Consider the following 13,395-nt stretch of genomic DNA (forward strand, 5'->3'; position numbering starts at 1 on the left):
GGGACAACCCCGCACCACCGTGACGACTCCGTATGTACAATCAGTCCGCCAGTGGCCCGCGCTTGTGATTCGGTCCCGTTGATGTCATCCTGTCGCGCGCCGGCGCATCAAGCCGGCGCATCAAGCCGGCGACATATCCCGACAACACCGCGACCACATCACTGCCCGTTCATGCCCAACCCGTCTCGCGCACACGGCCGCCCAGGCTGCAGCCACCCCGCCCTCAAGCTGCTGCCCGCCCTGGTGCTGGGCTGCTTCGCCTTCCAGCCCTTGCATGCGCAGACATCCGGGCCCGCGACGGCGACGGCGGGACCCGCGAGGACGACACAGGCCGCTCCCGCCGCGGCCACGAGGAGCACCGCCGCGACAAGCACCGCCGCGACCGGTACGGGCCAGACCGCCCCGCAGTCCGGCACCGACGACATGGCAACCGTCGAAGTGGTCGCCTCGCGCCCCACGAACAAGGTCGACCGCGACGTCTACGACCTGAAGAACGACATCAGCGTCAGCAATGCGTCGGCGTCCGATGTCCTCAACAACGTGCCCTCCGTGACGGTCGACCAGGATGGCTCGGTGGCCCTGCGCGGCAACCCGAACGTGCAGATCATGGTCAACGGCAAGCGCGACGCCCAGTTCCAGGGCCAGAACCGGGGCGACGCCCTGAACGCCTTCCCGGCCGAGGCGATCGAATCGATCGAGGTGATCAACGTGCCGGGCGCGGAATTCGGCAACGAGGGCGGCAGCGGCCCGATCATCAACCTGGTCCTCAAGCGCAACCGCAAGCCCGGCTCGCGCGCGACCCTGAGCCTGAACAAGGGCACGGAGGACCGCTACAACAGCTACCTGAACGGCGAGTATGCGGCCGGCCCCTACTCGATCAGCGGCAACGTGGGCGTGCGCAGGAACGCGCGCAGCACGCAGCGCGCCAGCCAGCGCCAGGACCTCGACCCGCGGACGGGCGACGTCGTCGGGGGCAACGAGTCCAGCGGCGACGGCCGCTTCGGCTCGACCTCCGTCACCCTCGCCTCCACGCTGACCTACAACGTGGGGGACCGCGACCAGGCCGGCGCCACCGTCAGCTATTCCAGGCTGAAGAACGACACGGACAATACGGGCAATACCCTGCGCTTCGGTCCGGCCATGGCGCCGACCGCGGACTTCGCCAGCCGCTCGCACAGCGATTCGCCGGCCGAGAACTTCGGCCTGGGCGCCTCGTACAGCCACAAGAGCGGCGAACCGGGCGAGGAACTGAAGTTCGACCTGCGCTACACGGGCCAGACCAACGATGCGCGCAACGACGTGTTCTACGACTATCGCATGCGCCCGGACCGCTACACGACGGACAGCATCCGCATCACCGACCGCCGCACGCGCATCCTCGACGTGTCGGTCGACTACCAGCGCCTGCTGTGGGGCAGCTGGCAACTGAAGGCCGGCGCCAAGTACGCCGACAACCGGAGCGACAACGGCACCGACTACCGGGCCCTCGATCCGGCCAGCGGCGCCTACGTCCCGGTACCGAGCCGCATCAGCCAGTTCGCCTCGAACGACCGCACCGGCGCCGTCTACGGCACGCTGTCCACCAAGTTGTTCTCCGACGTGCAGGTGCTGGCCGGCCTGCGCGGCGAATACACGGACCTGGAGGTTCATCAGCCGCTGCTCGCCGAACGCGACACCTACCACTACATGAACTGGCTGCCCAGTTTCTACGCCACCAAGGACCTGAGCAATACGGCACAGCTGCAGCTGCGCGCCAGCCGCCGCATCGCGCGTCCCAACGAGCGCGACCTGAACCCGAACCTCGTCTACCTGAGCGACTTCAGCGCGCGCCAGGGCAATCCGGACCTGGAGCCGGTCGACAACGACCTGATGGAGCTCGCCTATCGCGACCGCTTCTTCGGCGTGGACGCCAGCTTCACGGCATTCAAGCGGCGCGAGTCGCCGGTGATCGGCAACCGCAGCTACGCGCTGGGCACGGACCCGAACGTCATCGTCACCTCGCCGATCAACTTCGGCGCCAACGATTCCGTCGGCATGGACATGAATTTCAACGTGCGCCAGTTGTTCCTGCGCGGCCTGTCGGCCAACCTCGGCGTCACGCTGGCGAACGAGAAGCGCATGCGCATATCTAACTTCGGCGCCGGCGACACGGGAGAGGAGCAGAAGAACCGGCGCGAGAACGCCAAGCTGCGCCTGGCCTACCAGTTCCTGCAGGAGTCGCTGCAGCTGTCCGTCAACCGCAACGGCCGCACGCTGAACGGCCAGGGCGTGAACGGCGCCGTCACCATCGCCAATTTCACCTGGATGCACCGCTTCTCGCCCCAATTCTCGCTGAACGTCAACGTCAACAACGTGTTCCGGACCGGGAACAACGAAAGCTACGTCGAGAACGAGGTGCTGCGCCTGCACACGCTCGGCACGCCCCAGCAGCGCGTGTTCACCGTCGGCCTGCGTTACCAGTGGGGCGGCGTCACGGGCGACGACCGGGTCCGCAACGGCGGCCGACCGGGCATGTTCCGCGGACCGCAGGGGAACGGCCGTGGGGACCGCGGCGGCAACGACGGCGGTGGCGGCTTCAACGGCGGTGGACGCGGGTTCTGACCAAGAGCGCCTAAAAACCTGCAGGGCAAGGCGCATCGTCGAAGACAGTACGCCTGTACGGCGAGACGATGCAACGCAGCCATGCGGGTTTTGTCAGGCGCTCCAAGCCGGTGCAGGCGCGCCCAGCAGCGCGGCGCGCACCCGACGGTTGCGGCGCATTACCCACGCCACCAGCCAGGCGACCGCGGCGGCAACTGCGACCAGGGCGGCAAGCCCGCCCGCCGCACCGCCCAGCACCAGCCCGGCGACCAGCGGTAGCGGCGCGAGGGTGTACACGAGATCGAGCTCGATCCACCATCGATCGTCCAGCACCACCTTGCCGCCCGCCGCATCCCGCCAGCCCAGCACCGACGACCAGTCGCCCGGCCGCGCGAAGGCGACGACCAGCACCGCCCCCGCCCGCGGCACGATTTTGCCAGGCAGTTCCACGCCGTAGGTGACGCTGCCGCCGCTATGGAAGCTGAAGGCGCCGCGTGCCTGGGCATCGAACACGCGGTCGATCGGGATCCGTTCGATATGCATCTGCACTCCTCCCTATGAGAGCGAATTCTAGCGCGGGCCGCGTGCCGGCGGCTTCGAAAAATCCTGAGATCGGCTGCGGTCCCGCCGGGCGATTGACGGGCTCGATCGCCCTCGCTAGGATGGTTCGCAGAACAAGAATTCACAGGAGAAAGGTCCCATGATCGCCCATCCCGTCCGGCGCCCGCTGCGCGCCGACCAGGTCCTCGCCTGCACGCTCGCTTTCGCCTGCGCGGCCGCCGCCGCCCAGGTTTCCGAAACGGTCGACGCGATGATCGCGCGCGACATCCAGGTCGCCGAAGCGCAGTACGGCCAGCTGCTGGACCGCCTGCGCGGGCAGCCCGGCTTCCCGCGCAGCGTCGCCAAGGGCGAGGTCGTCACCGTCGGCCCGCTCGACTGGACCGCGGGCTTCTTTCCCGGCACGCTGTGGTACCTGTACGAAGCCACGGGCGAAGCGCGCTGGCGCAGCGCCGCCACCCGCTACACGGCGGACACGGCGCCGGCCAAGTTCGACAAGAGCCAGCACGACCTCGGCTTCATGCTGGGCAGCGGTTACGGCAACGGCCTGCGCCTGACCGGCGACGCGTCCTACCGCGACGCCATGCTGGCCGGCGCCACCACGCTGCTGACCCGCTTCAATCCGAAGGTGGGCAGCATCCAGTCCTGGGACTTGTGGCCCGGCAGCACCTGGGCTTATCCCGTCATCATCGACAACATGATGAACCTGGAATTGCTGATGTGGGCGGCGCGCGCGTCCAGCGAGGCGCGCTACCGCGAGGTCGCCATCGCGCACGCCGACACGACGCTGAAGCACCATTTCAGGCCCGACGGCTCCAGCTATCACCTGGTCGACTACGATCCGCAGACGGGCGCCGTGCGCGGGCGCGTCACGGTCCAGGGAAAGGCTGATGGGTCGGCGTGGGCGCGCGGCCAGGCCTGGGGCCTGTACGGCTTCACGATGATGTACCGCGAGACGGGAAAGGATGCCTACCTGCGCCAGGCGCAGAAGATCGCGGCGTTCTACATGGGCCATCCGCGCCTGCCGACCGACAAGGTGCCCTACTGGGACTTCGACGACCCCGCGATTCCGTCGGCGCCGCGCGACGCGGCGGCGGCGGCCATCGCCAGCGCGGCATTGCTCGAACTGGCGGGCCGGTCCGAGCCCGCGCTGGCGCGCGGCTACCGCGACTTCGCCGAGCAGACGCTGCGCAGCCTGTCCTCCCCGGCCTACCTGGCGGCGCCGGGAACCAACGGCGGCTTCCTTCTGATGCACGCGACCGGACACAAACCGGCCGGGACCGAGATCGACGTCCCGCTGAACTACGCCGACTACTACTTCCTCGAGGCGCTGCTGCGGCTGCGCGCCGCTTCTTCCGGCGCGGCGCGCACCGGCGGCACCGGCGGCACCGGCCCTTCACGGTAGCGCGAGCGCGGCGGCCCCGCCCCTGCCGAAAGGCAGGGCGGCATCGGCGCACGTGATAAGATCCACGGTCGAGCTCCCACCTACCTGCGATGAAAAAGTCCGCCCCGACCATCCGCGACGTCGCCGCCGCCGCCCAGGTGTCCACCGCCACCGTGTCCAAGTACATCAACGGCGCGCAACGCTTTTCGTCGCGGGTTGAAGCGGCGATCGACGCGGCCGTCGTCCGCCTGGGCTACAAGTCGAACCCGATGGCCAAGTCGATGATCACGGGGCGCACCGATACCATCGGCCTGTGCCTGCCGGACATCGCGAATCCGCACTTCAGCTGCATCCTGCAAGGCGCCGGCAAGGTCGCGGCCGAACGCGGTTACTCGGTGCTGCTGGTCGACGGCGCGCACGCGCCCGACCGCGAGCGGCGCACGCTGGAGGCACTGAGCCGCCGCGTGGACGGCATGATCGTGTGTTCGCGCCTGGGCGAGGCCGACATGGGCTGGATGGCCGACATCGGCAAGCCGCTCGTCTTCCTCGGCAGCCTGGCCGAGCTGCCGCTGCCGACCGTCGCCGGCGACGACCATGCGGGCGGGGGCATGCTGGCGCGGCACCTGCAGATGCTCGGGCACCGCCGCATCGCCTATCTCGGCTGCTCGGCCTCGCGCCGCGATGCGCAGCGGATCGGCGGCATCCGCGCCTGCCTCGACGCCGCCGGCCTCGAGCTGGCCGTGTTCGACGCCGACAGTCCCTCGCTCGCGGAAGGCGAGCGCCTGTGTTCCAGCCTCGTGCTGGGCAGCCGCAGGCACGACGCCGTGATCTGCTACAACGACCTGCTGGCGCTCGGCTTCATGAAGGAAGTGGCGAACCTCGGCCTGGCCATCCCGCGCGACCTGTCGGTGGTCGGCTTCGACAACATCCCTTACGGCAAATACACGACGCCGGCGCTGACCACGGTGGACCTGCAGAGCCGGCACATGGGCGCGACGGCCATGGACAAGCTGCTGGCGCTCGTGCGCGGCGAACCGGTCGAACGGTGCACCCGGATCGCCCCGCGGCTGGTCCTGCGCGGGTCGACGCGCCACCAGCACCCGGGCTAGAGCCGGGCGAGGCGCCCGCCATCGGCCAGCAGCGCCGCGCCGTCGACGAAGGTCGCGTCCGGGCCGGCCAGGAAGGCGATGGCGGCGGCCACCTCGTCGGGCGAGCCCACGTCCTCCTTGTCGATCTTTTCCGCGCCCGACTTGACGTTCGGGTTGTCCCACAACATCGGCGTGTCGATCGCGCCGGGCACCACGGCGTTCACGCGGATCCCCTTCGGCTTGCCTTCGATGGCGGCCGAACGCGTGAGCGACAGCAGCGCGGCCTTGGCCGCGGCGTAGGGCGCGACCAGGGCCTCGGTGGCGTAGGCGTGCACGCTGGCGACATTGACGACCGCCCCGCCCCGCTCCATCCGCAGGAACGCCTGCTTGATGAAGAAAAAGGCGCCGAGCAGGTCGACGTCGAGCGTGCCGCGCCAGTCGTCCGCGCTCTGTTCCTCGATGGGCTTGAAGGTCATGAGGCCGGCGTTGTTGACCACCGCGTCCCAGCGCCCGAAGTGCGCGATGGTGGCGTCGACGCTGGCCTTGACCTGCTCCTCCCGCGCGACGTCGCAGACGGCAGTCAGGATGTGCTCCTGCGCGCCGTCCTGCGCCAGCTTGGCGCGCGCCTCGTCCAGGGTGTCCTGGTGGCGCCCCACCAGCGTCACGCCGCCGCCCGCCTGCAGCAGGCGTCGGGCGGCGGCCAGGCCGATGCCGCCGGCGGCACCGGTGACGATGGCGATGCGTTCTTGCTTGTTCATGGCTGCTCCTTGCTTGCAATGCGAGCAGCCAGTGTAGCGGCGTCCCGCGAGACGCGGAGCACCGCTGCGGATGGCGCGCGCCGCCCGATCAGGCGGCGTCGTCCACGGCCTGCAGCCGCCGGTCCGACGATTGCGGCCGGCCGAACAGATAGCCCTGGAAGTGCGAGCAGCCTTCGGCCTGCAGGCGCAGGAACTGCTCGCGGGTCTCGACGCCTTCGGCCGTCGTGTGGATCAACAGGCTGTTCGACAGGCCCGTGATGGCGCGGATGATCGCCAGCGCCTCGCGGCTTTGGCCGATGTCCTGCACGAAGGACTTGTCGATCTTGATCTTGTCGAACGGGAAGGAGCGCAGGTAGCTGAGCGAGGAATAGCCGGTGCCGAAGTCGTCCAGCGAGATGGCCACCCCCAGGTCCTTCAGCGCGCGCAGCGTGCGCAGATTGCCGTCGCTGTCGTCCAGCAGCACCGATTCGGTGATCTCAAGCTCCAGGCGCGCCGGATCCAGGCCCGAGTCGGCCAGCGCCAGCGCGACCGTCTCGACCAGGCCCGGGCTCTTGAACTGCACTGGTGACAGGTTGACGGCGACGGATTCGCCGTCGTTCCACGTGATCGCTTCCTGGCAGGCCAGATTCAGCGCGCGCGTCCCGAGGTCGTGGATCAGGCCCGTCTCCTCCGCCAGAGGAATGAAGTCGAGAGGCAGGATCTGGCCGCGCACCGGATGGTTCCAGCGCATCAGCGCCTCGTAGCCGGCGATGCGGCGGCCATCCTTCTCCATGATCGGCTGGTACGCCATCTCGATCTGGCCCAGGTGCAGCGCGCGGCGCAGGTCGGTCTCCATCTGGCGCCGCACGCGCGCCGCCTCTTCCAGCTCGGGGCGGAACACCTCGTAGCGGTTGCGGCCGTTGCGCTTGGCTTCGTACAGCGCCATGTCGCCGAAGCGCAGCAGCTCTTCCGCCGTGCTGCCCGAGTTGGTCGAGGCGATCCCCACGGACAGGCCCACGGAAAGGCCGTGCTCGTCGATCAGGAACGATTCGCCGGTGGCGTCGATCATGCGCTGGGCCGCCAGCTTCGCCTCCTCCAGTCGCCGCAGGCCCGGGAGCACCACGGCGAATTCGTCGCCGCCCAGGCGCGCCAGCGTGTCCTGCTCGCGCAGCTGCTGGCGCAGGCGCTGGGCCAGCGCCAGCAGCAGCTTGTCGCCGTAGGCGTGGCCGAGGGCGTCGTTGATGTTCTTGAAGTTGTCCAGGTCCAGGCACAGGATCGCCGTGATGCCGCGGCTGGCCGCGTCGTCCGCGATCGCCGCCTCCAGCCGGTCGTGGAAGAAGGCGCGGTTCGGCAGGTCAGTCAGGCCGTCGTGCTGGGCCATGTGATGGATCTGGGCGTAGGCGGCCAGCGCCTCCGTCACGTCCTCGGTGATGGTCAGGATGTAGTCGCCTTCGCCGTCCGGACGCGAGCCGCGCACCGAGCGACTGCGCAGCGTGCGGGCGCCCAGCGGCGTGTCGACCACGCTCTCGTCGGTCAGCATCTCGGCGTCGCGGCCGACGCAGGCGACCTGGCGCTCGATGTAGTCGGCCACGGCGGGACTAAGGCACTCGCGCACGCTTCTCCCCGTCAGGTCCGCATGGACGCCGCCGAACAGGCGCTGCGCCTGCTGGTTGGCGAGCAGGATTTCCTTGCCCGAGCAATCCTGGGCCAGCACGCTGGCGGGAATGTTCGAGATCACGGAGTCCAGGAAGCGCGACAGGGAAGCCATCTGCTGGCTGTACTTCTCGGCCAGTTCCTTGGCCTCGAGCAGCTTCAGTTCCTGGCGGCGCCGTTCGGTGCAGTCGCGCGTGATCTTGGCGAAGCCGACCAGGCGGCCATCGTCGTCGTGGATCGCATCGATGACGACGTGGGCCCACAGCGCCGTCCCGTCCTTGCGCAGGCGCCAGCCCTCGTCCTCGAAGCGCCCATGCTCGCGCGCGATCGACAGGTTGATGTCCGGCAGGCCGGCCGCGACGTCTTCCGGCCGGTAGAACGCGGAGTAGTGCCGGCCGACGATCTCCGACGCGACATAGCCCTTGGCGCGCTGCGCGCCCGCGTTCCAGTTCGAGACGATGCCGTCCGGCGACAGCATGTAGATCGCATAGTCGACGGTCTTCTCGACCAGCAGTCGGTACATCGGATCGGAATTTTCAGCTGTCGGGCTCATGTATGTGGCGCGCAATGGTGGAACGGTGGCGCGACGAGGCATGGGCTCGCCGCAGGAGACTCGGGTTGCGGAGTCGGCTCGGATCCATCGCGCGGGGCGAGGCGCGGCACCGTCATTAGCATAACATGAGGGAAAGTATACAGCATGTATTACGGGACGGAAACAGTTATATCCGGTTCGGGAGCCAAGCGTATCTGTACGGCAAGACGCTGCTCTACCTGGATCTACCGGCGCCATCGGACTGATCATCGCTCAGCGGATCGCCTCGCGCCGGTACGTCGCCGCGTCGCCCGTCGCGGCGTTTTCGAGATGCAGCACATTGCCGCGCTGTCGGATGACGCGGTAGTCGAAGTCCAGCTTGCCGTCGGTATTCCAGGCGGGACGGGGCCGGGTCGGCACAAATGGTCTACCCGACGGCCGTCCCGGCCTCGCGGCAGTCGAGCGTCGCGGCATGCCCGGAAGCGGGAAAACGGCCGGCAAAGGCCCAGGCGACGACGAAAAAGCGATTCATCGATCCAAGTCCCTCATCCATGCATCCCGAACGGGACGCACTGCGCCTCTTCGCGCGGCTCCAGGGCTGCTCCCATGGTGCGGCGCGCAATCGAACTCGATTGACAAACTATGCATACGGCTTAGACTGGTATTGACGGCTTCATCTCACAACAGCGGTAGCAAAACTGGCTGGAGGCAATCATGTTGACCAAAGGACTCTTGGCAATCGTACTCGCCGGACTCGGTTTCTTTGCGGTGTCGGCAAACGGCGACGTCCCCTCCACGCACGGCGGGCAATCGGCGCAGCAATGCCCGGACATGGGCCTGGCGGCGCTGCTGCGGCCGATGCAGCACTGACAATCAAGCGGGCGGCTTGTCCAGCTCGCGCTGGATCGCCTCGACCAGCACCGGATCGTTCGGTTCCACGTCCGGATTGAAGCGCGTGACCACCATGCCGTCGCGCCCGATCAGGAATTTTTCGAAGTTCCACAGCACGTCGGCGGGATCGTCCGACGTGAAGCCGTAGCCGGCCAGCTTGGTGCGGAACGCGCCGCCGCTGGGGTCCAGCGCCTGCGGCCGGGCACGGGTCAGCGCACCGTACAGCGGATGACGGTCGGCGCCCTTCACCGACAGCTTCTCGGCCATCGGAAAAGCGACGCCGAACTTCGATGCGCAGAACGCGGCAATCTCCTCGTTGCTGCCAGGTTCCTGGGCGCCGAAATTATTCGCCGGGAAGCCGATCACCACCAGGCCGGCATCGCGCTTGTCCTCGAACAGGCGCTCGAGACCTTCGTATTGCGGCGTCAGGCCGCATTGCGAGGCAACGTTCACCACCAGCACGACCTTGCCGCGGTAGGCCGACAGCGTCGACTCCGTGCCGTCGATCAGGCGGAAGGGAATCTCGCCGATTTCGTTCTGCATCATGTTCTCCTGTGATGTTGGTGGCTGCAAAAGTATACGCGATGGCCGCGCTCAGCGCGCGCCCGACACCAGCACGCCGCGCAGCCACACGCCATGGATCTTGCGGGTATTGCGGATGTCCTCGAGCGGGTCGGCATCGAGCACGAGGATGTCGGCCTGCCTGCCGGGCGCCAGCACGCCGCGCTCCTTGTCGATGCCGAAGATGGCCGCGTTCACGGACGTTCCCGCCTGCAGCGCCTGCATCGGGCTCAAGCCGGCGCCCAGCAGCAACTCCAGTTCGCGGTGCTCGGCAAAGCCCTGGATGCGCGGGATCGTGGCGCCCGAATCGGTGCCGAGGCCGACGCGGATGCCCGCCTCGTGCAGCGTGCGCACATTGGCCTGGGCCATGGCGAAATCCTTGCGCGCCTGCTCCTTGGTCTTGTAGGCCGGGCTGCGCAGCCATTCCCACACGCCCGGGTCGAGCGACTGGCGGAAGAACGGCTGCTGCATCCAGTCCGGCCGGTCTCCGTACACGAAGGAGGCTTCGTCCAGGTCCAGCGTCGGGATATAGGCGATGTCGTTCTTCTTCATGAGGGCGACAAGTTCCTCGTCGACGGGCTGGTCGCGCACGCTGTGGCCGAAGATGTCGATGCCGTCGCGCGCCAGGCGCTTGGCGTCCTCCAGGTAGAACACGTGGGCGGCGACCTTGATGCCGTGCCGGTGCGCCTGGCGGATCACCTCCCCGTACAGCGCCGGGTCCATCTTCCTCGCCTTGCCGTCGCCGGCATCGTCGACCCAGATCTTGATCAGGTCGACCTTGTGCGCGGCGAGCTGGCCGACGTCCTCGCGCACCTGCGCCACCGACGTCGGCCGGTAGACCTGGTCCATGCCCATCGACACCGGCGGCACACCGTCGCGCACGCCGAAACCGTGGCCGGCCGTCAGGATCGTCGGCAGCGCCAGCTTGCCCTTGCGCTGGGCCGCGCGCAGCGTGTAGATGAAATCGTGGTCGGTGCCGAACACGGCCACCGTGCCGATCCCGTGGCGCATGTATTTCTGCAGCTGGCGCATGACGTTGGCTTCGGTCATATTGCCCACGCCCGCGCTGGTGCCGTTCGTCAGGCCCAGGTGGGCATGGCCGGCGATCAGCGCCGGCATCAAGGTCTTGCCGCGCACGTCGACGATCCGTGCGTCCTCCGGCGGCTTGCTGCCCGGTCCCTGCACCGCCTCGATGCGGCCGCCCTTGACGACGATGCTGCCGTTCTCGATGGGCGCGGCCCCGGTGCCGTCGATGATGCGGCCGCCCTGCAGGACGGTGACCTGGGCATTGGACGCCGCACCAGCCGCGGCCACGGCGGGCCAGGCGCCAGTCAGGGGCAGTACGGCGAACAGGGCGAGCAGCTTCCTTCGCGATGGCATCGGAACCTCATGGCGGACAACGGGACGGTGCCGATACTAGCATCGCGCCGGGCGCCTCCCGCGCACGGCAGAGAAGCGGCAAGGTAGAATCGGCCTTTTGCCGAAACGGACTCCCATGCATCCGCGCTCCTCGCCACCGGAAACCCCGCATCCCGAACTGGTCCTCGGCCTCGACGACCGCCCCGCCCCGCCGGTCGGCATGCTGGCCGCCCTGCAGCACCTGCTCGCGATCATCGTTCCCATCGTCACGCCGGGCCTGCTGATCTGCCAGGCGCTGGGCGTGCCGGCACGCGACACCAACCTGATCGTGTCGATGTCGCTCGTCATTTCGGGGATCGCCACCTTCGTGCAGTGCCGCCGCATCGGCCCGTTCGGCGCGGGGCTCCTGATCGTGCAGGGGACGAGCTTCAACTTCGTCGGTCCCCTCATCGCGGGCGGCAGCCTGATGGTCAAGCAGGGCACGCCCGTGGAAGGCGTGATGGCGGCGATCTTCGGCGTCGTGGTGGCCGGATCGTTCATCGAGATGGCCGTGTCGCGCGTGCTGCCGTTCGTGAAGCGCATGATCACGCCGCTCGTCACGGGCATCGTCGTGCTGATGATCGGCCTCACGCTGATCAAGGTCGGCTTGATCAGCATGGGCGGCGGCTATGGCGCCATGGCCAACGGAACGTTCGCGAACGGCGAGAACCTGCTGCTGTCGGGCGTGGTGCTCGCCATCATCGTGGTCCTGAACCGGATGCCCGTGGTGTGGATGCGCAGCGGCGCCATCGTCATCGCCCTGCTCGCCGGCTATGCGCTCGCCGCCGCGCTGGGCCGGCTGGACTTCACGGGCATGCGCGAAGCGGCCTGGTTCCAGGTGCCCGTGCCGCTGCATTTCGGGCTGGGCTTTTCCTGGTCGCTGTTCGTGCCCATGATCGTGATCTACCTCGTCACCTCGCTGGAAGCGATCGGCGACGTGACGGCCACGAGCAAGGTGTCGCGCGAGCCCGTGGAAGGTCCCGTGTGGATGCGCCGCATCAAGGGCGGCGTGCTGGTGAACGGCGCCAATTCGCTGCTGGCCGGTGTCTTCAATACCTTCCCCAGCTCGATCTTCGCGCAAAACAACGGCGTGATCCAGCTGACGGGCATCGCCAGCCGCCACGTGGGCATGTGGATCGCGCTGTTCCTCGTCGTCCTGGGCCTGTTCCCCGGCGTGGCCGGCGTGATCCAGGCCGTGCCGGAACCGGTGCTCGGCGGCGCGGCCATGGTCATGTTCGGCGCGGTGGCCGCGGCCGGCATCAACATCCTCGCCAGCGTCACGCTCGACCGGCGGGCGCTGCTGATCATCGCCGTGTCGCTGGCGCTGGGCCTGGGCGTATCGCAGGTGCCCGAATTCCTCGTGCACATGCCGGCGGCGCTGTACCACGTGCTGGAGTCGGGCGTGGCCACCGGCGGCATCTGCGCGCTGGTGCTGAACTGGTTCCTGCCGGCCGAGCACCACGCCGCGTAACGGCCGAGCGCTCCTCAGCTGTCGCGGCGGCTCTGGTCCTGGTCCGCGTTGGCCGGCTGCAGCGTCTGCTCGTCGCTCGCCTCCGTCCCCTGGCGGCTACCGGGCGCGTAGTTCGTGCTGTCGCCGTCGAGCGTCGCCTGCTGGGCGTTGCGGCTCGCTTCGAACCCGCCTTCCGTGCCGCCGGCGACCGGTTCGACGGCGCTGCCATGGCTGTTCAGCGGCTTGCCCGGCGGGTTGACGTTGCTCTCCGGCGAAGCGTGGGCGAAATTGCTGTGGATGCCGGACGTGGCCTGCTGGTGGTTGCCGTTGCCGCTCTGCTGATTGTCCTGCTGATTGTCCTGCTGCTGGTCCTGTCGATTGTCCTTGCTCATCGTGATCTCCTCGGCTTGGTGAGCTTGTCATATCGGATCGACTTGCGTGATTTCCAATAGGACTGGATGCAGCCGCAACGTAGGAGCCTTCGCACAAGGGCGATGTTTCCCTTCTTGGCCGGCCCGGCGCCAGCCGGCAGGCGGCATGGAGCAAGCGCCGTCGTTCGGGCA

12 protein-coding genes are annotated in these 13,395 nt (G+C 68.3%); 5 read left to right on the forward strand and 7 right to left on the reverse strand.

The features are described 5' to 3' along the window. Positions 1–171 precede the first annotated feature (171 nt). Positions 172–2,601: an outer membrane beta-barrel protein gene (locus QPK32_RS01180; protein WP_290410951.1), complete on the forward strand. Its 2,430-nt coding sequence runs from the start codon at positions 172–174 to the stop codon at positions 2,599–2,601. A 93-nt stretch (positions 2,602–2,694) separates the two neighbouring features. On the opposite strand, the gene QPK32_RS01185 is transcribed toward QPK32_RS01180, so the two are convergent. Further along, a complete protein-coding gene (locus QPK32_RS01185) occupies positions 2,695–3,123 on the reverse strand; it encodes a hypothetical protein (RefSeq protein ID WP_290410952.1) in 429 nt (142 codons plus the stop codon). A gap of 157 nt (positions 3,124–3,280) precedes the next feature. Here QPK32_RS01185 and QPK32_RS01190 point away from each other — a divergent pair, with 157 nt between their 5' ends. After that, entirely contained in the window at positions 3,281–4,543 is a 1,263-nt protein-coding gene (locus QPK32_RS01190; protein ID WP_290410953.1) for a glycoside hydrolase family 88 protein, read from the forward strand. Between the two features lie 89 nt (positions 4,544–4,632). Continuing rightward, on the forward strand, positions 4,633–5,631 hold the full coding sequence (locus tag QPK32_RS01195) for a LacI family DNA-binding transcriptional regulator (protein WP_290410954.1): 999 nt from the start codon (positions 4,633–4,635) through the stop codon (positions 5,629–5,631). Here QPK32_RS01195 and QPK32_RS01200 read toward each other — a convergent pair. From QPK32_RS01200 to QPK32_RS01210, 3 genes are all read right to left on the reverse strand, one after another. Next, positions 5,628–6,368: an SDR family NAD(P)-dependent oxidoreductase gene (locus QPK32_RS01200; protein WP_290410955.1), complete on the reverse strand. Its 741-nt coding sequence runs from the start codon at positions 6,366–6,368 to the stop codon at positions 5,628–5,630. The two genes, QPK32_RS01195 and QPK32_RS01200, sit on opposite strands and share 4 nt — an antisense overlap. An 88-nt stretch (positions 6,369–6,456) precedes the next feature. Continuing rightward, a complete protein-coding gene (locus QPK32_RS01205; RefSeq protein ID WP_290410956.1) occupies positions 6,457–8,523 on the reverse strand; it encodes a bifunctional diguanylate cyclase/phosphodiesterase in 2,067 nt (688 codons plus the stop codon). 282 nt (positions 8,524–8,805) lie between these two features. Continuing rightward, positions 8,806–8,952, reverse strand: coding sequence for a hypothetical protein (locus QPK32_RS01210; RefSeq protein ID WP_290410957.1), 147 nt, complete (start codon positions 8,950–8,952; stop codon positions 8,806–8,808). A 294-nt stretch (positions 8,953–9,246) separates the two neighbouring features. On the opposite strand from QPK32_RS01210, the gene QPK32_RS01215 reads away from it, so the two are divergent. Next, positions 9,247–9,402: a hypothetical protein gene (locus QPK32_RS01215; protein WP_290410958.1), complete on the forward strand. Its 156-nt coding sequence runs from the start codon at positions 9,247–9,249 to the stop codon at positions 9,400–9,402. Positions 9,403–9,405: 3 nt separating this feature from the next. Here the strand turns inward: QPK32_RS01215 and QPK32_RS01220 are convergent, their stop codons facing one another. Together QPK32_RS01220 and QPK32_RS01225 are read right to left on the reverse strand one after the other, a co-directional pair. After that, on the reverse strand, positions 9,406–9,969 hold the full coding sequence (locus QPK32_RS01220) for a glutathione peroxidase (RefSeq protein ID WP_308632407.1): 564 nt from the start codon (positions 9,967–9,969) through the stop codon (positions 9,406–9,408). 48 nt (positions 9,970–10,017) lie between these two features. Then, on the reverse strand, positions 10,018–11,364 hold the full coding sequence (locus tag QPK32_RS01225) for an amidohydrolase family protein (RefSeq protein ID WP_290410959.1): 1,347 nt from the start codon (positions 11,362–11,364) through the stop codon (positions 10,018–10,020). Between the two features lie 115 nt (positions 11,365–11,479). Between QPK32_RS01225 and QPK32_RS01230 the strand changes: the two genes are divergently transcribed. Next, on the forward strand, positions 11,480–12,853 hold the full coding sequence (locus QPK32_RS01230; protein WP_290410960.1) for a nucleobase:cation symporter-2 family protein: 1,374 nt from the start codon (positions 11,480–11,482) through the stop codon (positions 12,851–12,853). A 14-nt stretch (positions 12,854–12,867) separates the two neighbouring features. Here the strand turns inward: QPK32_RS01230 and QPK32_RS01235 are convergent, their stop codons facing one another. Then, positions 12,868–13,224: a hypothetical protein gene (locus QPK32_RS01235; RefSeq protein WP_290410961.1), complete on the reverse strand. Its 357-nt coding sequence runs from the start codon at positions 13,222–13,224 to the stop codon at positions 12,868–12,870. Positions 13,225–13,395: the final 171 nt, after the last annotated feature.

Origin of the sequence: Massilia sp. YIM B02763, from assembly GCF_030412015.1 — a bacterium.
Taxonomy (GTDB): Bacteria; Pseudomonadota; Gammaproteobacteria; order Burkholderiales; family Burkholderiaceae_D; genus Telluria.